General features: G+C 72.7%; 18 protein-coding genes. 10 read left to right on the top strand and 8 right to left on the bottom strand.

Features of this window, described 5'->3' with window-relative positions; translation table 11 throughout:
• The first annotated feature begins 276 nt into the window (after positions 1-276).
• Together sucC and sucD are read left to right on the top strand one after the other, a co-directional pair.
• A complete protein-coding gene (gene sucC, locus ACWCPW_RS13150) occupies positions 277-1,452 on the top strand; it encodes an ADP-forming succinate--CoA ligase subunit beta (RefSeq protein WP_449761651.1) in 1,176 nt (391 codons plus the stop codon).
• 16 nt (positions 1,453-1,468) lie between these two features.
• A complete protein-coding gene (sucD, locus tag ACWCPW_RS13145; RefSeq protein WP_126637535.1) occupies positions 1,469-2,353 on the top strand; it encodes a succinate--CoA ligase subunit alpha in 885 nt (294 codons plus the stop codon).
• Positions 2,354-2,447: 94 nt separating this feature from the next.
• On the opposite strand, the gene ACWCPW_RS13140 is transcribed toward sucD, so the two are convergent.
• On the bottom strand, positions 2,448-3,608 hold the full coding sequence (locus ACWCPW_RS13140; protein WP_449761650.1) for an RNA polymerase sigma factor: 1,161 nt from the start codon (positions 3,606-3,608) through the stop codon (positions 2,448-2,450).
• A 139-nt stretch (positions 3,609-3,747) separates the two neighbouring features.
• Between ACWCPW_RS13140 and ACWCPW_RS13135 the strand changes: the two genes are divergently transcribed.
• Positions 3,748-5,550: a cell division protein PerM gene (locus ACWCPW_RS13135; RefSeq protein WP_449761778.1), complete on the top strand. Its 1,803-nt coding sequence runs from the start codon at positions 3,748-3,750 to the stop codon at positions 5,548-5,550.
• Positions 5,551-5,598: 48 nt separating this feature from the next.
• On the opposite strand, the gene ACWCPW_RS13130 is transcribed toward ACWCPW_RS13135, so the two are convergent.
• On the bottom strand, positions 5,599-6,261 hold the full coding sequence (locus ACWCPW_RS13130; RefSeq protein WP_449761649.1) for a hypothetical protein: 663 nt from the start codon (positions 6,259-6,261) through the stop codon (positions 5,599-5,601).
• 322 nt (positions 6,262-6,583) lie between these two features.
• On the opposite strand from ACWCPW_RS13130, the gene purN reads away from it, so the two are divergent.
• Positions 6,584-7,228 (top strand): phosphoribosylglycinamide formyltransferase, encoded by a 645-nt coding sequence (gene purN, locus ACWCPW_RS13125; protein WP_449761648.1) that lies wholly within the window; start codon positions 6,584-6,586, stop codon positions 7,226-7,228.
• Complete coding sequence (gene purH, locus ACWCPW_RS13120) at positions 7,225-8,814, top strand: bifunctional phosphoribosylaminoimidazolecarboxamide formyltransferase/IMP cyclohydrolase (protein WP_449761647.1); 1,590 nt, start codon at positions 7,225-7,227, stop codon at positions 8,812-8,814. Before purN ends, purH begins: the two co-directional genes overlap by 4 nt.
• A 101-nt stretch (positions 8,815-8,915) precedes the next feature.
• Here purH and ACWCPW_RS13115 read toward each other — a convergent pair whose 3' ends face one another.
• On the bottom strand, positions 8,916-9,572 hold the full coding sequence (locus ACWCPW_RS13115) for an RDD family protein (protein ID WP_449761646.1): 657 nt from the start codon (positions 9,570-9,572) through the stop codon (positions 8,916-8,918).
• A 236-nt stretch (positions 9,573-9,808) separates the two neighbouring features.
• Here ACWCPW_RS13115 and ACWCPW_RS13110 point away from each other — a divergent pair, with 236 nt between their 5' ends.
• From ACWCPW_RS13110 to ACWCPW_RS13100, 3 genes are all read left to right on the top strand, one after another.
• A complete protein-coding gene (locus tag ACWCPW_RS13110; protein WP_449761645.1) occupies positions 9,809-11,998 on the top strand; it encodes an FUSC family protein in 2,190 nt (729 codons plus the stop codon).
• On the top strand, positions 11,995-12,852 hold the full coding sequence (locus ACWCPW_RS13105) for a bifunctional methylenetetrahydrofolate dehydrogenase/methenyltetrahydrofolate cyclohydrolase (protein WP_449761644.1): 858 nt from the start codon (positions 11,995-11,997) through the stop codon (positions 12,850-12,852). The genes ACWCPW_RS13110 and ACWCPW_RS13105 overlap by 4 nt, the downstream gene beginning before the upstream one ends.
• A gap of 122 nt (positions 12,853-12,974) precedes the next feature.
• Positions 12,975-13,355, top strand: a complete 381-nt coding sequence (locus ACWCPW_RS13100) for a DUF3017 domain-containing protein (protein WP_449761643.1) — start codon at positions 12,975-12,977, stop codon at positions 13,353-13,355.
• Between the two features lie 130 nt (positions 13,356-13,485).
• Here the strand turns inward: ACWCPW_RS13100 and ACWCPW_RS13095 are convergent, their stop codons facing one another.
• Positions 13,486-14,859 (bottom strand): glutamine synthetase, encoded by a 1,374-nt coding sequence (locus tag ACWCPW_RS13095; RefSeq protein ID WP_449761642.1) that lies wholly within the window; start codon positions 14,857-14,859, stop codon positions 13,486-13,488.
• Positions 14,860-15,090: 231 nt separating this feature from the next.
• Here ACWCPW_RS13095 and ACWCPW_RS13090 point away from each other — a divergent pair, with 231 nt between their 5' ends.
• On the top strand, positions 15,091-16,080 hold the full coding sequence (locus tag ACWCPW_RS13090) for a malate dehydrogenase (protein WP_449761641.1): 990 nt from the start codon (positions 15,091-15,093) through the stop codon (positions 16,078-16,080).
• A 71-nt stretch (positions 16,081-16,151) separates the two neighbouring features.
• On the opposite strand, the gene ACWCPW_RS13085 is transcribed toward ACWCPW_RS13090, so the two are convergent.
• Positions 16,152-16,628 (bottom strand): Lrp/AsnC family transcriptional regulator, encoded by a 477-nt coding sequence (locus tag ACWCPW_RS13085; protein WP_449761640.1) that lies wholly within the window; start codon positions 16,626-16,628, stop codon positions 16,152-16,154.
• 149 nt (positions 16,629-16,777) lie between these two features.
• Positions 16,778-17,752 carry an ADP-ribosylglycohydrolase family protein gene (locus ACWCPW_RS13080; RefSeq protein ID WP_449761639.1) on the bottom strand — a complete coding sequence of 325 codons (975 nt, stop codon included), beginning with the start codon at positions 17,750-17,752 and terminating at the stop codon, positions 16,778-16,780.
• A 149-nt stretch (positions 17,753-17,901) separates the two neighbouring features.
• Between ACWCPW_RS13080 and ACWCPW_RS13075 the strand changes: the two genes are divergently transcribed.
• Positions 17,902-18,396 (top strand): MarR family winged helix-turn-helix transcriptional regulator, encoded by a 495-nt coding sequence (locus ACWCPW_RS13075; protein WP_449761638.1) that lies wholly within the window; start codon positions 17,902-17,904, stop codon positions 18,394-18,396.
• A 793-nt stretch (positions 18,397-19,189) separates the two neighbouring features.
• Here ACWCPW_RS13075 and ACWCPW_RS13070 read toward each other — a convergent pair.
• Positions 19,190-20,449 carry a cytochrome P450 family protein gene (locus ACWCPW_RS13070; protein WP_449761637.1) on the bottom strand — a complete coding sequence of 420 codons (1,260 nt, stop codon included), beginning with the start codon at positions 20,447-20,449 and terminating at the stop codon, positions 19,190-19,192.
• On the bottom strand, positions 20,446-20,679 hold the full coding sequence (locus ACWCPW_RS13065) for an SCO4848 family membrane protein (protein ID WP_449761636.1): 234 nt from the start codon (positions 20,677-20,679) through the stop codon (positions 20,446-20,448). Before ACWCPW_RS13065 ends, ACWCPW_RS13070 begins: the two co-directional genes overlap by 4 nt.
• Positions 20,680-20,844: the final 165 nt, after the last annotated feature.

The following is a 20,844-nucleotide window of genomic DNA, read 5'->3' as shown; positions in this document are numbered from 1 at the left end:
GGTCCGTTTCGGTGTGTTCTCTGTGTCACGGTGGAACAGGCGTAAACGGGCGGATCTCGACACTCGGCGGGGTCGGGTTCGAGGTTTGCTCGCGGAGTGTGATCAAGACCCTGATTCGGGGCCCGCGCTCCTGCCCGATAACCTGCCAGGCGGATCAGCTACGCGTGCGGACGCCGTCCACCAGAGTCTGGGGGCGAGCCTGCCGGACCCTGCGCGACGACGGACGCGGCTGCGCATGTTCCGCATATCCGATCGCGATCACAAGGACGGACCCGCGTGGACCTGTTCGAGTACCAGGCGAGGGATCTCTTCGCTAAGCACGGTGTGCCGGTTCTGCCCGGTGAAGTCGTCTTCACGCCGGAGGAGGCACGGGCCGCCGCCGAGCGCATGGGCGGCAAGGCCGTCGTCAAGGCGCAGGTGAAGGTCGGTGGCCGCGGCAAGGCCGGTGGCGTCAAGCTGGCGTTCAGCACCGACGAGGTCGTCGAGAAGACCGAGCAGATCCTCGGCCTCGACATCAAGGGCCACATCGTCAAGAAGGTCATGCTGGCCGGGCTGGCCAAGCCGGTGGACGAGTACTACGTCTCGTTCCTGCTCGACCGCACCAACCGCACCTTCCTCGCGATGGCGTCGGTCGAGGGTGGCGTCGAGATCGAGGTCGTCGCCGAGGAGAACCCGGACGCGCTCGCGAAGATCCCGGTCGACGCGATCGAGGGCGTGACCGAGGCCAAGGCCCGCGAGATCGTCGAGGCGGCGAAGTTCCCGGCCGAGCTGCACGACCAGATCGTCGCGACCCTGCGGACGCTGTGGACCGTCTTCGTCGAAGAGGACGCCACGCTCGTCGAGGTCAACCCGCTGATCAAGTCCGAAGAGGGCAAGATCATCGCGCTGGACGGCAAGGTCTCGCTGGACGAGAACGCCGACTTCCGGCACCCCGACCACGCGGCGCTCGAGGACAAGGACGCGGCCGACCCGCTGGAGGCGGCGGCCAAGGCCAAGGGCCTCAACTACGTCAAGCTCGACGGCTCGGTCGGCATCATCGGCAACGGCGCGGGCCTGGTCATGTCCACGCTCGACGTGGTCGCGTACGCCGGGGAGAACCACGGCGGCGTGAAGCCGGCCAACTTCCTCGACATCGGCGGCGGCGCGTCCGCCGAGGTGATGGCGAACGGCCTGGAGATCATCCTGGGCGACACCGACGTCAAGTCGGTGTTCGTCAACGTCTTCGGCGGCATCACCGCGTGCGACGCGGTCGCGAACGGCATTGTGCAGGCGCTCGAACTGCTCGAGCAGAAGGGCGAGGCGGTCACCAAGCCGCTCGTCGTGCGTCTGGACGGGAACAACGCGGAGCTGGGTCGGCAGATCCTGACCGACGCGAACCACCCGCTGGTCCAGCAGGTGGACACCATGGATGGCGCGGCCGAGCGGGCCGCCGAGCTCGCTGCCGCGAAGTAAGGGAGACCGACCCAGCATGGCTATCTTCCTGACCAAGGACAGCAAGGTCATCGTCCAGGGCATGACCGGCTCCGAGGGGATGAAGCACACCCACCGGATGCTCGCCTCCGGGACGAACATCGTCGGTGGCGTGAACCCGCGCAAGGCCGGCACCACGGTCGACGTGGACGGCACCGAGGTACCGGTATTCGGCACCGTGGCCGAGGCCATGGAGGCCACCGGCGCGGACGTCACGGTGGTCTTCGTGCCGCCGAAGTTCACCAAGGACGCCGTGGTCGAGGCCATCGAGGCCGGGATCGGCCTCGCGGTGGTCATCACCGAGGGCGTGCCGGTGCACGACACCGCGCAGTTCTGGGCGCTCGCCGGCGCCAAGGGCAACAAGACCCGGATCATCGGCCCGAACTGTCCCGGCCTGATCACCCCGGGTCAGTCCAACGCGGGCATCATCCCGGCCAGCATCACCAAGCCGGGCCGGATCGGTCTGGTGTCCAAGTCGGGCACCCTGACCTACCAGATGATGTACGAGCTGGCCGACATCGGCTTCTCGACCGCCGTCGGCATCGGTGGCGACCCGATCATCGGCACCACGCACATCGACTGCCTCCAGGCGTTCCAGGACGACCCGGACACCGACGCGATCGTGATGATCGGCGAGATCGGCGGCGACGCCGAGGAGCGTGCCGCGGCCTACATCGCCGAGCACATCACCAAGCCGGTCGTCGGCTACGTCGCGGGCTTCACCGCCCCCGAGGGCAAGACCATGGGCCACGCCGGCGCCATCGTCTCGGGCTCCTCGGGCACCGCGCAGGCCAAGCAGGACGCGCTCGAGGCCGTCGGCGTCAAGGTCGGCAAGACGCCGTCCGAGACGGCGCGCCTGATGCGCGAGATCATGGCGGGCTGACCCACCGGTCGCCCGTGGCCGACGACGCCCCGCGAACCGCTTTCCAGGCGGTTCGCGGGGCGTCGTGGTTTCCTCCGGCCCGGTCGGGGTCCGGTCAGTGCGGGGGCGTGCGCCGCAGACCGTTGTCCACGCAGCTCGTGTCGAGCACGAACGTGCTCTCCGGGGCCAGGATCGTCTCCCGCGCGCTCGGGGCAGCCGACGCGAGGGTGAACACCCCGGTCGGGGTCGGCCCGAACGTTCGGTGCACGGTGGGCACCACCGGCCGGACCAGCGGCGTGATCGGCTCCGGGGCGGCGGTCCTCTCCGCCGGCTCCGCCGCGGGTGCCGGCTCGGGTTCCGCGGGCTCGGGTGCGGCAGGCGGGGGGGTCGCCTCCGGCGCCGGCGGAGCGGCGGCCGGTGCGGGCGGGGCGGCGGCCGGCGCCGGTGGGGCCTCCGCCTCGCCGGGTACCGGTGGCAGGCGTCGGGCCGCCTCGGGACCGGTGATCGGGTCGACCCGGTAGCCGCCCCGCGAGTCCCGCGAGGTGGCCGGATCGAGCAGCCGGGGCAGCGACGTGATCACGAGTGCGAGGACCGCCGCCGCGACCACCGCGACCAGCACCGAGGTCCGGGTCCTGCAGCGCCGCCTGGCCGCGTGCGGCCCGGGCACGCGCGGTTCGTACCGTGCCGCGAGGTCGCACGTGATCGTGCTCAGGAAGTCGTGCGCCTCCTGGCAGTTCGGCGACGGTCCGGTCAGCGCCGGGACCAGCTCGGCCAGATCCTCGTGCGCGTGCACGAGCCGCATCCGGGTCGACTCCGTGGTCGCCTCGGTCTCGATCGCGACCTGCTCCGGCGACATCCCGAACAGGTGACGCAGCACGAAGACCCGCCGACGGTGCCCGGGCACCCGCTGGAGCGCACGCAGGAGCGCGATGTCCTGCTCGCGACGCGCGTCGTCGTCCGCGTGCGGGACGACCCGGCCGGTGTGGTCCGGATGCGGTACGAGTCGCCACATCGCGCGCCGCAACAGGAACCGGTGGCCGAGCGCGAGGTCGCCGGCGAGGGTGCGTACGCGGCCGGCGTCGGCCGGGGTGTTCGCGACGTCGGGCAGGTCGCGCCAGACCAGCGCGAAGGCGCGCCGGGTCACGCGTGCGGCCCGGGTGGGGCTCGCGGTCAACAGGTACGCGTAGCGCGCGATGTCGGATGCGATCGCCGCGTGCAGGGCGTCGCAGCCCGGGGCACGCTCGCGGGAGGTGTTCCGCTCGTCGTCGATGCCCATAGGGGCATGAGGTACCCAAGGGGCGATTGATAATGCAGATTAAATGACCTGAATCGAGCAAATGGGGTGTCTTGCCGCGCTCGGGGGCCATATGCGGCGTGGATCCGACCCGCGTTGGCAGCATGACCTTGTGACCGAAATGCCGGAAAGCGAACGCGGCCCGTCGGTGCCCTGGACGGTGGCCGGGCCCACCCCGCGGGCCGGCGTCGAGCGCCTTCCGGCCACCCCCGAGATGTCCCCACCCCAAGCTCTGGGGGAGTCGCCCGGGTCGTTGCCGGAGGCGGAACCCGGGTCGGTCGTCGATCCCCCGGAGACCGCCGAGACACCGGGATTGTCCGGGCCGCCGGAGCAGGTGGATCGGGTGGCCCCGGGAGGCCCGGGAGGCCCGGGAGATCCGGAGCGCCCGGCCGAGTCCTCCGAACCCGCGGACGAGCACTCGGAGTCCACCGAGGCCGTCGAGTCCGCCGAAGCCGCGGCCACCGAGCCCTCCGAGCCCTCCGAGCCCTCCGAGGCGCTCCCCGCCCCGCCTCGTCCCGAGACTCCGCCGATCGTCGCCCCGCCCAAGCCGGACCGCCCGCCCGCCGCGCTGCCGGTGCCGAGCCCCGTCGAGACCCCCGGCGGGCCCGAGTCGCGCGCCGATCGCCCGTGGGGCCCACCGGTGCCCGGTCGCTCGCCGGCGGCGGTCCTGGCCGCCCTGCCGGGCCTGCCCGCCGTGATCGCCTTCGCGGGCCGCCGTCCCGACACCGCCCGGATCGCGCAGGCGCTGGCCCGAGGCGTGGTGTCGGCGCTGCTCGCGGTCGGGGCCGGGCTCGGCGGCGTGGCGGTGCTCGTGCTGATCGTGGCCACGTGCGGCGCCACCTCGGGCGGCTTCGATCACCCGCAGGCGCTGCTGCGGGTGATCGGCGGCATCTGGCTCGCCGCGCACCACGTGGGCTTCGAGTTCGTCGAGATCAGCCATCGGGCGACCGGATCGGTCGATCCGATCGTGACCGTGGTACCGCTGCGGCTGGCCCCGCTGGGTCTGACCGTGCCGCTGATCTGGGTGTTGTGCCGGATCGGCCGGCGGCTCGCGGACGGCCTGGCCGGGACCGCGATCGTGCTCGCGTCCCAGGTGCTGGTGTACACCGGCCTGCTGTACGCGGTCGCCGTCGGCGTCGGTACGGCGAGCGTGCGGCCCGTGTTCGACACGGTCGCGCCGGCCGCGCTCGGGGTCCTGGCGGCGGGGGTGCTCGGCGCGTTCGGGCCCGCGCTGGTCCGGGTGCCCGCCGTCCGGGCCGGCCTGGCCTCGGCCGCGGTGCTCGCGGCGGGCGGGGCGCTCCTGGTGCTCGCGTGCCTGTTCGCGCACGCGGGCCAGGTCCGGGTCGCGCTGGCGCTGACCACCCGCGACCCGGTCGGCTTCGCGGCGCTGGCCGTACTGTGCGCCGCGCTGGTGCCCAACGCGATCGTGTGGGCGGTGTCCTACGCGGCCGGCACCGGGTTCGCGCTCGGCGCGGCCACCACCATCGCGCCCACCGGCAGCACCCTGGGCACGCTGCCCACGCTGCCGCTGCTGGCCGCGTTGCCCGGCCCGGCCACGGTGCCCTCCACCGCGTGGGCGCCCGCGGTGCTCCCGCTGCTCGCGGGCGTCGCGGCGGGCTTCTTCGCGGCCCGCGCCGAGCCGCCCCGGGCCTGGCTCGCGGTCACCTCGCACGCCGCCGGCGCGGGCCTGGGCGTCGGCCTGCTCACCCTCGCCTCGGCCCGGCTCGCCTCCGGCACCGCCGGCCTGGCCAACCTCGCCGACCTGGGCCCGAACGTGTGGCGCACCGCCGCCGCGCTGACCGTCGAGATCGCGCTGATCGCCGCCCCGACCGCACTGGCCGCGACCTGGTGGCGCGGTCGGGAAAGCCCGAAGGCCGTCCCCGCCGAAACGGAGACGGCCCTCGGAACCACCGGCCGGTCCTAGCCCCGGGCGTGTCCAGCGAAGCCGGGTACCGCCGAGAGAGCGCGGTGCCTAGAACGTGCCGTCCACGACCCAGTGGTAGCGCTCGGGCAGCTTGTCCAGGCAGCGCTGCTCGCCGGTCTTGGTGAGCGCGCTGTCCATGCAGTCGTAGTAGTCCTTGTTGACCGCCTCGAACGTCCACACGCCCAGCACGTAGACCACCGCGATCGCGCCGGTGACCAGACCCGCGAGCGCGGCGCCGGAGCGGGCGCCCGCCGGTCGGCGAACGCGCGGCCGATGCGCCGGCCCGCCCGGGGCGTGCCCCGGGTGCCGGGCGGTGCCGCCGGGACCCTCCTCGATCCGCGGTCCGGCCGTGGCCGGCTTCGTTCCGCGCACCGTGCGGATGCCGAGCACCAGTGCGACCACGCCCAGCACCACGCCGAGCACCAGTCCCAGGTCGGACGGCAGGAACAGCGCGAAGAACACCGCCCACACCCCCGACCACAGCGCCAGTCGGCCGTTGCGGACCCGGATGTCCTTCGGGTCGGGCTGTTCGCGCGGTTCGCGCGGAGCCCGCTGCGGCCGGTCCTCGCGACCGTGCCGATCGCCCCCGTTGCCGCCGTCCCCTCGCCCGTTGCCGGGCACGTTCCACGGGGCGGCCGGCGGGCGATCGGGCGTACCCTCCGGCGGCGGGGCGTAGGGATCCCGCTCGTCGGTCTCGTTGCCGGTACTCATCCTCTGCCTGCCCTCGTCGTGCCGGATCGCGGGATTCCCTTCCCAGGATCGTACGTGTGCGGGGTGCACCGTAGCCGGGCGGCGGCGCCCAAGTGGCCCCAAGGGCCCGTAGGGCGGATGCCGCCGGGTCCGCCGATGCCGTCCCACCCCGCCGGTTCGGTACTGCCTACCCCCTGACGCTATCGTTGCCGACGTACGGGCGTCGCTCCGTGTTCCCGCCTCCTGTCGGGGAACGCCCGCCGGCCCCGTACGAGATCCCGGCGAGAGCCCGAATCCCTGTGGTGCCTCTCCCGCCCTTCCTTCCGGAAAGAGCCTGAAAGCAGTGGCCGTTCACGCCCCGCGCACCCCCGGGCCGGCCCGGCTCGTCGTCCTCGTCTCCGGCTCCGGCACCAACCTCCAGGCCCTGCTCGACGCGTGCGCGGATCCCGCGTACGGCGCGAGCGTGGTGGCCGTGGGCGCCGACCGCGACGGCATCGCGGGGCTGGCCCGGGCCGAGCGGGCGGGCGTGCCCACCTTCGTCGAACGCGTCGCCGACCACCGGGACCGGGCGGGCTGGGACGCCGCGCTGGCCGAGGCGGTCGCCGGGTACGAACCCGATCTGGTGGTGTCGGCCGGCTTCATGAAGATCCTGGGCCCGCGCTTCCTGGCCCGCTTCGAGGGACGCACCGTCAACACCCACCCCGCACTGTTGCCCTCGTTCCCCGGCGCGCACGGCGTCCGGGACGCGCTCGCGTACGGCGCCAAGGTGACCGGCTGCACGGTCCACCTCGTGGACGCCGGCGTGGACACCGGGCCGATCATCGCTCAGGGCGTCGTCACGGTCGAGGACGGCGATCACGCCGACGGCGGCGACGCGTTGCACGAGCGCATCAAGACTGTCGAGCGCACCCTGCTCGTCGAGGTCGTGGGCCGGCTGGCCCGCGAGGGCTACCGCATCGAAGGAAGAAAGGTCCGGATCCCCGCATGACTTCCGCCGCCCCCACCCCCACTCCCGCCACCGAGGACGAGGCACGCCGCCCGATCCGTCGCGCGTTGATCAGCGTGTACGACAAGAGCGGCCTGGAGGAACTGGCCCAGGGCCTGCACGCGGCCGGCGTCGAGCTGGTCTCCACCGGCTCCACCGCCGGGCGGATCGCCGCCTCGGGCGTGCCGGTGACCAAGGTCGAGGAACTGACCGGCTTCCCGGAGTGTCTGGACGGCCGGGTCAAGACCCTGCACCCGCGCGTGCACGCCGGCATCCTGGCCGACCTGCGCCTGGAGTCGCACCGCGCGCAGCTCGAGGAGCTGGACGTACGGCCGTTCGACCTGGTCGTGGTCAACCTGTACCCGTTCACGCAGACCGTCGAGTCGGGCGCGACCCCGGACGAGTGCGTCGAGCAGATCGACATCGGCGGCCCGTCGATGGTCCGCGCCGCGGCCAAGAACCACCCCTCCGTCGCGGTGGTGACCAGCCCGGACCGCTACGCGGACGTGCTGGCCGCGCTCGAGGCGGGCGGCTTCGACCTGGCGCAGCGCAAGCGGCTCGCGGGCGAGGCCTTCGGGCACACCGCCGCGTACGACGTCGCGGTCGCGTCCTGGTTCTCGGCCGACTACGCGCCCGCCGACGACGAGCCGTTCCCGGCCTTCCTCGGCTCGGTCCGCCGGCGGGAGAACGTGCTCCGCTACGGCGAGAACCCGCACCAGGCGGCGGCCCTGTACGTGGACGGCACCGGCGGCCTCGCGGGCGCCGAGCAGTTCCACGGCAAGGAGATGTCCTACAACAACTACATGGACACCGACGCGGCCCGGCGTGCCGCGTACGACCACGAGCAGCCGTGCGTGGCGATCATCAAGCACGCCAACCCGTGCGGGATCGCGATCGGCGAGGACGTCGCCGAGGCGCACCTGAGGGCACACGCGAGCGACCCGGTGTCCGCCTACGGCGGCGTGATCGCGGTCAACCGACCGGTGAGCGTCGCGATGGCCGAGCAGGTCGCGGGGATCTTCACCGAAGTGATCGTCGCGCCGGACTACGAGGACGGCGCGGTCGAGGTGCTCGCCCGCAAGAAGAACATCCGGGTGCTGCGCGCCCCCGAGGCGCCGCGCACGCCCGCCGAGTTCCGCCAGATCGACGGCGGCCTGCTGCTGCAGAACGCGGACCGCTACCAGGCGCCCGGCGACGACGCCGCCGCCTGGACGCTCGCCACCGGCGAGCCCGCCGACGCCGAGACGCTGCGCGATCTGGTGTTCGCCTGGCGCGCGGTGCGCGCGGTCAAGTCCAACGCGATCCTGCTCGCGTCCGGCGGCGCGACCGTGGGCGTGGGCATGGGCCAGGTCAACCGGGTCGACTCGGCCAAGCTGGCGGTCACGCGAGCGGGCGAGCGGGCGGCCGGCTCGGTCGCCGCGTCCGACGCGTTCTTCCCGTTCGCCGACGGCCTGGAGGTGCTGATCGCGGGCGGTGTGCGCGCGGTGGTCCAGCCCGGCGGGTCGGTGCGCGACGAAGAGGTGGTCGAGGCGGCGCGCGCGGCCGGGATCACCATGTACCTCACCGGGACCCGGCACTTCTTCCACTGATCCCACCGCTTCACCGCGACCCGGGTGACCGGGTCGCGGTGAAGGCACGCGAGGCGCGACCCTGGCGGGGTCGCGCCTCGCGCGTGTGATGAGGGTGGTGCTCAGACCTTGACCACGACCGTCGAGCAGACCTTGTCCGCGAACGTCTGCTTCTTGTCGTCCCACAGCGGCCACAGCCAGCCCAGGAAGCACGCGATCGTGTCCAGGAAGTGGGCGAGCCCGCGAACGAACGCCATACCGAAGCCGGTCGGCATCCCGTCGCTCTCGCGCAGCACCTTGATGCCCACGGCGCGCTTGCCGATTGTCTGCCCGGTCTTGCCCTGGCGGTACAACTGCCAGAGTTGGAAGGCCAGCGAGATCAGGCCGCCGATGACGATCAGGAGGACCGGACCGGCACCGCCGTCGTACTCGGTCGTCTCGCTGCCGTCGAGGTTCTCGGTGACCGTGGTCTTGTCCATGAACCAGATGTAGCCGCCGATATAAGGTATCGAGACCGGCAGGCTGACGAGCGCGTCGATCAGCAGCCCGCCCGCCCGACGACCCCAGCTCGCGCACCATTCGCCGATGTTCGGCGGCGGGCCGTAGCCGGCGGGTGGACCGTAACCGGGCTGACCGTAGCCCGGCTGGGCATAGCCCGGTTGACCGTAGCTCGGCTGACCGTAAGCCGGCTGGCCATAGGCGGGCTGACCGTAGCCCTGGCCTTGGCCCTCGGCGCCGTAGCCGGACGGCGGGCCGTACGGACCCGGAGGTTGGGACATGCGGAACTCTCCCCTGAGAACGCGCGTACACGCGATACGCGGCGCCGATGGTCCCGGGTTTCGTCGACACGCGAACGCCGAAGCGGGCCGCGATGTCGCCCCCACCGCCCGGAGCCTGCTGGAGGCGGCACCCTACACCTCGGCGGTTGGCGCGCGGTAGGTCCGCGGCGAGTGCCGTGACCGGGGTCATGGTGGGGGACTTGGCATTCCGCCCGAAAGGTGCGTTGCATAGGAGGATGCAGGATCAGGCGACACCCGGACCCCAGCCGAAACGCGCACCACTCGCGTTGCCGCCGGGGCCCTCGGCGACCTCGTCCGATCCGCCGACGCTGCCGCCGTTCCCGGCGGTGCACCCGCCCGAGCTGGGTCCGCAGAATCAGATCAAGCCGCTGGTCACCCTCACCGGCAAGGGCTTCACCTGGGCGTCCGGGGCACGCGCCGCGCTCGGCGTGGGCATCCCGTTCGCGATCGTCACCGCGACCCTGGGCCTGGGCCAGGCCACCTTCGCCGCGCTCGGCGGCTACACCGTCCTGTACGCCGCCAAGGAGCCGTACGCCCGCCGGGCGATCACCCTCGCGCTGGTCGGCCTGGGACTGGCCCTGTCGCTGACCCTGGGCTCGCTCGCGGCCGGCACCGCGCTCCTGTACGTCCCGGTGATCACCCTGGTCGCCACCGTCGCCACCTTCCTGTGCGGCGCGTTGCAGGTGGACCGCCCGGGCGGCTACATGTTCACCCTGGTCTGCGCGATGGGCGCGTTCCTGCCGCACCAGCCCGACATGGTCCCCGAACGGGCCGGGCTGGTGCTCGCGGGCGCGGCCGGCGCGTGGCTGGTGTCGATGTCCGGCTGGCTGGCGCGCCCGCGCCACCCGGAGCACATGGCGCTCGCGGCCTGTTTCGAGGCGCTCGCCGACTTCTTCGCCGCGATCGGCGACCAGCCCAGCGACGCCGCCCGACACCGTGCGTCCGAGACGGTGCACAGCGCGTGGGTGACCGTGTTGCGCGCGGACACCAAGCGCAACCGGCGTACCGGTGAGGCACGTCGGCTGCGGGTGCTGTGTCGGCGTGCGCTCGACCTGTTCCAGGCCGCGCAACTGCTCGCGGTCGAGCGCACCCGGCCGCTGCCGCCGGAGATCCCGGACACCGTGCGGGCGCTGGCCGGTGCGGTCGGCCGGCCCAAGCTGGTCCCGGTCATGCCCGCGGTGCTCGCCGACACCGAGACCGCCGCGGAACGCCTCCTGCGCACCGTGCTCAAGGCCGCCGCCGCGGCGGCCGGTCAACCGGCGGTCAAGGAGGGCGAGATCATCCCCGGCCGGCGGCCCACCGCCGGCGAGCGCATGCGCGCCGCGTTCGACCGCGCGTCGCTGGTCCCGCCGACCGCGCTGCGTACCGGGCTCGGGGTGGGTTCGGCGACGCTGGCCGCCGCGTTGTTGCCGGTGGTGCACCCGGTGTGGGTGGCCATCGCGGCGGGTGCCGCGCTCCAGGGCGGCAATGTCGTGCTCGACTTCGGCCGCGTGTTGCAGCGGGCGATCGGCACGCTGGTGGGCGTCGCGGTGATCGCGCTGTTCTTCCACGACCTGATGCCCAACCAATGGCTGGTGGTGATCGCGGTCGCGCTGCTGTTCGGCGCGACGCAGACGGTGATCGCCCGCAACCTCGCCGTGGCCGCGGCGTGCGTGACCCCCGTCGGCCTCTTCCTGGCCGCCGCCGGCCAACCCGGCGCGCACGTGGGCGACCTGGCCGCCACGCGCCTGATCGACACCGTGCTGGGCCTGGCCGTCGGCCTGACCGCGAGCCTGGTGTTGTGGCCGCGCGCGTCCGCGACCAGACTGCCGCGACAACTGGGCCGGACCATCCGCGCCGAGGGGCTGCTGCTGCGGGCCACGGTCACCGGGCAGATCGTGGACGATCGCGCGTGGGGCAGCACCCGCCGGGCGGCCCGCCGCGAACTGCTCGACCTGTGGAGCGTGTACGAGGCCGCCCTGGGCGAGTTCACCGGCCGCCGACTGGACGCCGAACGGCTGTGGCCCGCGATCGTGACCGCCCAGCGGCTCGGCTACCGGCTGATGACCGCGCCCGAGACCTACCGCAGTACGCCGCCCGAACCCATTCCCGAGGACGACCTGGCCCGCCTGGACGCCTATCTCAACGAACTGGCCTCGGCCGCCGAGGAGCGCCGTCCCCCGACGCCGCCCGAACTGCCGGACCTGTGGGGGCATCCGGTGCCGCGTCAACACCTCAAGCGGCTGGCCCAGGCGATCGCCCGGGCGAACGAGCCGGTGCCGACGTGGCAACTGCCCGAGTTCGTCCAGCAGCGCATCCTGGCCCCGCCGGCACGCCTTCTGTACGGGGCCCGCCGCGCGGCCGGCTCGGATACGGGACAATCTCAACGACCGGCCCGGAACCGTGGACCAGGAGACAGAACTTGAAGGCGCAGATCCTCGACGGCAAGGCCACCGCCACCGCCATCAAAGCCGAACTGGCCGTACGGGCCGAGGCCCTGAAGGCCCGAGGCATCACGCCGGGTCTGGGCACCGTGCTCGTGGGCGACGACCCCGGCAGCCACTCGTACGTGCGCGGCAAGCACCGCGACTGCGCCCAGGTGGGCATCGCGAGCATCCAGCGCAACCTGCCCGCGGACGCGACGCAGGAGCAGGTCGAGGACGTGGTGCGCGAGCTCAACGCGGACCCGGCCTGTACCGGCTACATCGTCCAGCTCCCGCTGCCCAAGCACCTGGACGCCAACCGGGTCCTGGAGCTGATGGACCCGGACAAGGACGCCGACGGCCTGCACCCGATGAACCTGGGCAGGCTGGTGCTGGGCCAGGAGGCGCCGCTGCCGTGCACCCCGCGCGGCATCGTCGAACTGCTCCGCCGGCACGACATCGAGATCAACGGCGCCGAGGTGTGCGTGATCGGCCGAGGCGTCACCGTCGGCCGTCCGATCGGCCTGCTGCTCACCCGCCGCACCGAGAACGCCACGGTGACCCTGTGCCACACCGGCACCGAGGAACTGCCGTTCCACGTGCTCCAGGCGGACATCGTCATCGCCGCGGCCGGGGTGCCCGGACTGATCAGCGGCGACATGGTCAAGCCCGGCGCGGTGCTGCTCGACGTGGGTATCACCCGCACCGAGCAGGGCCTGGTCGGCGACGTGCACCCGGAGGCGTACGAGAAGGCCGCGTGGGTCGCCCCGATGCCCGGCGGGGTGGGTCCGATGACCCGCGCGATGTTGCTCACCAACGTCATCGAGGCCGCCGAGCGGCAGGTCACGAGCCTGTGATCGGACCGTGCCGGACCCGGGGCGGGGGCCGCGCGGGCGTGGGCACGGGCCCGCGACGCGTGCCCGCCGCATCCGGGCCCGGCGCGGATCCGCCGCCGGCGAGATGAGGAGAGGTGGGACCTGTGGCAACCGCTCGGGGGCGACGCAAGGACGGCAGGAGGAAGGAGCCGGGCACCTACCCGCCCGAGGGCGGTGCCTCGCCGGCCGGACCGGGGCCGTTGCGGGAGTGGCCCGCGATGGTGGTCTTCGGCTGCCTGCTCGCCGCGCTGGTGACCGCCGCGCTGAACGGCTTCCGGATCGCCGCGATCCTGATCGCCGGCACCTTCCTGATCGCGGCGATACTGCGGCTGTTCGTCGCCGACGTGGGCGTGCTGGCGGTCCGCAGCCGGTTCACGGACGTGGGCGTGCTGCTGTTCTTCGGCGTCGCGGTGCTGCTGCTCGGGCTGAGCATCCCCGATCCGCTCGTCGACCTGCCGTGGGTGCCCAAGCGCACCGGCTCCTAGCGGCGTCCTCGGCGTTCTCGGTGCCCTCGGTCGCCCGACGGGGGATCGCGGACCCGTCCCGGGCATCGTCGGCGTCCGCCCGGCGCGTCGAGGGGGCGACTCCTCGACGTGCCGGTGGGCAGCGGGCGGGTCAGTACAGCCGGCGCGCGTCGGCCGCGATCTCGCTCGGGGTCATCCCGGCCGAGCGGGCGATCTCGGCGCGGCGGACCGCCGTGATCGCGTCGAACAGGGTCTCGCCGAGCGCCTCGCGCAGCACCGCGCTCGCCTCCAGCGCCTCCAGCGCGGCGGCCGGCGACTCCGGCAGGCGGGGCACGCCGGCGGCGGCCGACGGGTTGCCCGCCACCTCCACCGGGAGCCGCAGCTCGTCCTCGACGCCGGCCAGCCCGGCCGCGATCACCGTGCCCACCACCAGGTAGGGATTGGCCGTCGCGTCGAAGCACTTGAGTTCGGCGTTCGCGGTGTGTTGCCGCTCGCCCGCCATCCCGGTGATCAGGCGCAGCGCCGCCTCCCGGTTCTCCAGGCCCCAGCAGCGGTACGCGCCCGCCCAGCGGTCCGGGACCAGACGCAGGTGGCCGGCCGCGCCCGGGGCGCCGATCGCCAGCAGCGCGGGCAACTCGCGGAGCACCCCGGCCAGGAACGCCTCACCCTCGCGGGTCAGCCCCCGCGGTCCCTCGCCGCCGTGGCACAGGTTCGTCCCGTCGCGCCACGGCGAGAAGTGCAGGTGCGCGCCGTTGCCGACCTCGCCGGGCAGCACGCACGGTGCGAACGAGACCGCGTGTCCGTGCCGGGCGGCGACCGCGCGGATCGTCTCGCGCACCAGCACCGTGGTGTCCGCCGCGCCGACCGGGTCCTCCGGTGCGACGGAGACCTCCAACTGGCCCGCCGCGTACTCCGGATGCACCTGCAACACGCTCACGTCCTGGGCGGCGAGCGCGCGGATCAGCTCGCGCAGTTGATCGGATACCCGAACCATCCGGGTCATCCCGTACGCGGCCTTGTGGAACGCGGGGACGAAGGAGCCGTCCGGGCCCTCGGTGCCGGTGATCCACTCGACCTCGAAGCCCATCCGCAGCGACAACCCGCGCAGCCCGGCGCGCGCGGTCATCCGCCGGGCGAAGGCACGCTGGCAGCCCGGGTAGGGCACGCCGTCCTGGGTGTACCGGTCACCCGGCGCCCAGGCCCAGCCCGGCTGCGCGGCCAGCGGGCGCAGCGCCGCCAGGTCGGGGATCAGCCGCAGATCGCCGGCCGGGCCGCCGACCAGCGAGCCGGCGGTGATCGAGTCGTCGGCGAGGAAGACGTCGAACACGGGGGAGAAGCCCACGCCGTGCGTGGCGACCGCGTCCAGGCGCGAGTAGGGGATCGCCTTGACCCGGGTGATGCCGGCGTTGTCGACCCAGCCGAGCACGACCGCGTCGATCGTCTCGAGCGCGGCGGGCCGCACCGGCGGCTCGAGCCGGCCGGGGGTGGGCACGCGGGTCGTCTCGGGGAGGTCCGACAGATGCATGTGGTCACCCTCCGGGTGTGGGTGGCTGCGGTGAGTCACGAACCTATCGGCCGGGTCCCCGGAAACGAAAACCGGGCGGTGCAATAGGCTTCGGGGCGAACCTCACACCGGTGGTTGGCCGAGCCGCCCCGGGGCGGGAGTAATGTGGCGGCGAAAAGTATCTCGATGCCGAGCTACCGGCGGACTGCCATCGGCGTCGGATCCCGCCGCAGCAGAGGAGACCCGCGCGCAATGTCCCGTACCCCCGTCAACGTCACCGTCACGGGCGCGGCCGGTCAGATCGGCTACGCGTTGCTGTTCCGCATCGCCTCCGGTCACCTGCTCGGCCCCGACACCCCGGTGCGCCTGCGCCTTCTGGAGATTCCGCAGGCGGTCAAGGCCGCCGAGGGCACCGCGATGGAACTCGACGACTGCGCGTTCCCGCTGCTCGACGGGATCGACATCTTCGACAACCCCACCGACGGTTTCGCGGGCGCCAACGTGGCCCTGCTCGTCGGCGCCCGTCCGCGCACCGCGGGCATGGAGCGCGGCGACCTGCTGGCCGCCAACGGCGGCATCTTCAAGCCGCAGGGCGAGGCGATCAACGCCGGTGCCGCGTCCGACATCAAGGTGCTCGTGGTCGGCAACCCGGCCAACACCAACGCGCTGATCGCGCAGCGGCACGCGCCGGACGTACCGGCCGAGCGCTTCACCGCGATGACCCGCCTGGACCACAACCGCGCGCTGACCCAGCTCGCGAAGAAGACCGGCGTCGCGGTCACCGACATCGCGAAGCTGACCATCTGGGGCAACCACTCGGCCACCCAGTACCCGGACGTCTTCCACGCGCAGATCGCGGGCAAGAACGCCGCCGAGGTGGTCGACGACCAGACCTGGCTCGCGGACACCTTCATCCCGACCGTCGCCAAGCGCGGCGCGGCGATCATCGAGGCGCGCGGCGCGTCCTCGGCGGCGTCCGCGGCCAACGCGGCGATCGACCACGTGCACACCTGGGTCAACGGCACCGCCGACGGCGACTGGACCTCGATGGGTGTCGTCTCGGACGGCTCCTACGGCGTGCCCGAGGGCCTCATCTCGTCCTTCCCGGTGGTCTGCAAGGACGGCAAGTGGGAGATCGTCCAGGGCCTGGACATCAACGAGTTCTCCCGCGGCCGGATCGACGCCTCGGTGCGGGAACTGGCCGAGGAGCGCGACGCGGTGCGCGAGCTGGGCCTGATCTGAACCCGAGCCGAATCCGAGCGGACCCCGAGCCGAACCCGGGTCGGGAGCCGTTCGCCGATTCCCGGTGACGGCTAGTCGGTGGTGACCAAGGGCGGGCCGAGCGGCCCGCCCTTGGTGTGTTCCAGGAGCCTGCTGAGCACGATCGTGCTGCGGGTGCCGAGCACCAGGGGCTCGTCCCGGAGCCGGTCCAGCACCTCCTCCAGGTGCCGTACGTCGGTGGCGGTGATCCGGAACACCGCGTCCATGTCGCCGGCCACGCTGTCCGCGCCGATCACCTCGGGATGCCGGCGCAGACAGACGAGCAATTGCGCGGGAGAGGTGCGCGGCGCGCAGGAGATCTGCACGAGCGCCTCGGTGGTCCAGCCCAACGCGTGCGGATCCACCCGGGCGTGGAAGCCGCGAATCACGCCGGCTTCGCGCAGTCGGTCCACCCGGCGCTTGACCGCGGGCGCCGACAGGCCGACCTCGGCCCCGATCCCGGCGAAGCTCGCCCGGGCGTCGCGGACGAGGTGAGCCACGATCCGTTTGTCCAGGCCGTCCAGTCGCACGCCTCCATCGTCACCCCGAACGGCGAGGTTACGGACGGGTTTGCTCGCACTGCCCGAATTGGGGCGGGTCGACGTGCGGGTCGACGTCGGCCGGGCCGGTCGGGTCGGTCGGGTCGGTCGGGTCGGTCCTCGTGGCCGGTTCGCCGGCCTTACGGCGCCGGGGCCGTCCGGGGGCGGTGGCGGTTCTCCGGGCGTATGCCGCCGGTGTCGACCCAGGTCGGGAGTGGTTCGCGGGCGGCGAGCCAGGTGTGCGGGATGTCGCGCAGGCCGGTGCGCGCCGCGACCACGCCGGCCGTGATCGCGCACGTGGTGTCCACGTCGCCCATGCCCCGCGCGGTGTCCCACAGGGCGTCCTGGAGCGCGTCGAGGTGGCGTGCCGCCGTCCACAACGCGAACGGGACCGTGTCGGGTGCGCTCATCCGGGAGCCGTTGCCCAGCACGCCCACCGCGTGCGGGATCGAGGACGTGGCCGGCAGCCGGGACGCGGTCCGGATGCCCGAGGCCACATCGCTCTCCGGCGTGTGCTCGGCCACCTCGGTCAGGAACTCGACCGGACCGGGAGCCGGTTCGTGGCGTCCCCGGGTGGCCAGGGCCGCCGCGATCGCCACCGCGATCGCGCCCGCCGCCGCCTCCGGGTGGGCGTGCGTGGTCGCGGCGGAGCGCTCGGCCTCGACCGCGACGTGGGCGAGTCCCGCGTCCGCGTGCCACGCGCCCAACGGCGCGACCCGCATCGCGGTGCCGTTGCCCCACGACCCTTGGCCCTCGAATTGACGGCGTGTCACCTCGCGCCACGGCTCACCCTCGCGGATCGCGCGCAGCACGCCGTGCATCGAGGCGCCGTAGCCGCGACGCGGGTCGGCCTCGTACGACGCGGCGAAGTGCGCGGCCAGCGCGTCCTGATCCACGTCGTCGCACAGGTGCAGGACGCGCAGCACGGACAGCGCCATCGCGGTGTCGTCCGTCCACTGCCAGAACTCGGCGTCCGGAGCGATCCGGCGCGCCTGACGTTCGGTCAGGTCGGAGTGCCCGCGCCTGACGACGAACCACTGTTCGCCGAAGGCGTCCCCCAGGGCCAGGCCATGCAGTGCGCGTGCCGCGTCGGCGACGCGTCGGGTACGGTCCATACGCTCAGCCTGTCAGCCGGCCTCGACCCGGACCAGGCATTTCCGACGCGCCCGAAGCCGCTCGCTTCCGGGAGAAAAGTGTCGGATATTGCTCAGTCTTATCTCGACATCAAGAGGCTCGGTGTCGAACGACTCGCTAGAATGAGTTCATGAAAGACGAGGTCGACCGGCTTGTCGCGGCGTGGAAGCGGGAGCGCCCGGACCTCGACGTCGAACCCCTCGAAGTACTGAGCCGGGTCACCCGACTGGCGCGCCACCTGGACCGCGCCCGGCGTACCGCGTTCTCCGCGCGCGACCTCGAACCGTGGGAGTTCGACGTGCTCTCCGCGTTGCGTCGCGACGGCGCGCCGTATCAGCTCTCGCCCGGCCAACTGCTCACCCAGACCCTGGTGACCTCCGGGACGATGACCAATCGCATCGACCGCCTCGCCGCCAAGGGCCTGGTGTTGCGGCTGCCCGATCCCGACGATCGGCGCGGCGTGCTGGTCCGGCTGACCGACGACGGCCGCGATCGCGTCGACGCGGCGATGGCCGAGCTGCTCGACCAGGAGCGGGCCATCCTGGCCGGTCTCACGATCGAGCAACAGGCGGCCCTGGCCGGGCTTTTGCGTTCTCTCGTCGCGCCGTTCGACAACCACTCCTGAAACAAACCTCTTTGACCATTTCATGGCCTTGATTCACTCTTGGTGATCAAATGTGTCAAGGACCCGTTGTGTGTCGGGAACGGCTCCCTGTAGACAAGTCCCTGTTGGGAAGCGGACCGCAAGGGTTCGCCTCGGGGAACAGGAGCAGCGCATGACGTCCATCATTCGCCCGGTCGGCGGTACGCGTCGTGAGCGGCGTTCCGCGTCCGACCGGACCGACCGACCCACTCCCGCCGAACTCGCCGCACTGACCGGGCACGACTAGACCCGGTCGACCGGGGCTCGGGCCGGGGGCTCGGCTCGGGGTCGGACTCGGGGGTCCGGCCGGGGGGTCGGGCTCGGGGTCGGGCTCGGGGGGTCGGGCTCGGGGGCGGAGGAGTCGGGAGGGGCTTCGTCAGGGGGAGCGACTCCGCACACGATCCGCGAAGGCGTCTTGGGGAAGTAACGCCGGAGCGGGTCGGAACGCGGCTGTCGAGGAGTGACGCGCCGGGGGCGTGGGGGTGCGGGAAACAGCGGGAGACGTGGGGGGCAGCAGGGGAAGCGGGGCGGGGAACCGGGGAAGTGGGGCGGGGGAACCGGGGCGGGGACAACCGGGGCGGAAAAGTGGGAGGGAACAGGGCGGGGAAGCGGGCGGGGAAGCGCGCGCAGGGGGCGATTCGGGGAGAAAGGCAGCCGGGATCACGCACGACGGCGGGCCGGTGGATGACGATCCACCGGCCCGCCGTCGCTGTCGTCCGTACCTGCGGCGGAGGCGATGTCGACTACGCCTCCACTACATCTCCCAGGTCCCCGACTACGCCTCCGGCGTGAACGTCACCGGCAGCCGCTGCAACCCGCGCATGATCAGCCCACCCCGCCAGCGCAGTTCGTCCTTCGGCAACGCGAGCCGCACGTCCGGCAGCCGATCCAGCAGCGTGCCGATCGCGATCTGGCCCTCGAGCCGGGCCAGCGGCGCGCCGATGCAGTAGTGGATGCCGTGCCCGAACGCGAGGTGCTGGTTGTCCGCGCGTGCCGGATCGAGCAGATCGGGCTCGGCGAACCGGCGCGGGTCCCGGTCGGCCGCCGCGAGTACGACGAGCACCGGTTCACCCGCCGGGATGAGCGTCCCGCCGATCTCCACCTCGGTGGTGCTGAAGCGCCACGTGGCCACCTCGACCGGCCCGTCGTAGCGCAGCAGTTCCTCGACGGTGGGCGCGAGCAGCGCGGGGTCGGCCTGGACCGCGAGCCGCTCGGCGTCGTGCGTGAGCAGCGTCAGCAGGCCGTTGCCGATCAGGTTGACCGTGGTCTCGAAGCCGGCGAAGAGCAGGATGAAGGCCATCGCGGCGGCCTCGTCCTCGGTCAGGTGTTCGCCGTGGTCGCTCGCCCGGATCAGCCCCGAGATCAGGTCGTCGTCCGCGTCGGTGAGCGTCGCGCGCTTGCGGTGGATCAACTCGGCGAGGTACGTACGCATGTGCCGCACCGCCCGGGCCACCCCGCCGCGCGGCCCGGAGCCGTGCCGGATCATCATCCCGGCCCAGGTCCGGAAGTCCGCCTGATCCTCCTCGGGCACTCCGAGCAGGTCGCAGATCGCGTAGATCGGCAGCGGGAACGCGAAGTCGTGGATCAGGTCGGCCTCGCCGGTACGGGCGAAGTCGTCGAGCAGCCGGTCCGTCAGGGCCTGGATCCGGGGTCGGAACTCCTCGGCCCGACGCGGGGTGAACGCCTTGGACACCAGTCGGCGCAGCCGGGTGTGGTCCGGCGGGTCGAGGTTGAGCAGGTGCGCGCCGACGCCGGAGCGCTGTTCGCCGGGCACCCCGACCTTGCCCTGCTTCCAGGCCGCCTCCGAGCGTCGGGGGTCCTTGCTCAGGCGCTGGTCGGCGAGGGCCTGCTTGGCGTCCGCGTACCGGGTGACCAACCAGGCCTCGACCCCGCTGGGCAGCGTGGTGCGCCGCACGGGCGCGTACTCGCGCAGGTGCGCGTACGCCGGGTAGGGGTCGGCGATGAATTCCCGGGAGAACAACTCGGGTCCGGCCGGCACCGCGTGCGCCGGGCAGCCCGTGGGGTCGTCGGTCACGGCTGCGGGGTCCGCGCCGCGCGCAGGCCCTTGACGCCGAGCCAGCCGATCGCGTTGCCCGCCACGAACGAGACGATCGTCAGCGCCAGGTGGATCAGGAAGAACGCGGTCGCGCCGTCGTTCCAGGACCGGTCGTCCGCCCAGATGTTCTTGAGGAAGTTCGGCCACAGGATCCAACTCCAGATCCCGAACAACACCAGACAGGTGGAAACACCTCGGCCGATCCTCAACGTGAAGCACCCGTTCCTCGGTCAAAACCTCAGCAAATTTGTCCCGGTTCAGTATGCGGCGGCGCGGTCGACGAACCGCAGCCGGGGGCCGCCAGTACGCTCATCACATGTCTGATTGGTTCCGGGCTTCTCGCAAGCCGGCCGTGTTCTGTGCTGCCGCGCTCG

It is taken from the genome of Embleya sp. NPDC001921 (genome assembly GCF_053594475.1).
This window is presented reverse-complemented; position numbering and strand designations above follow the sequence as displayed.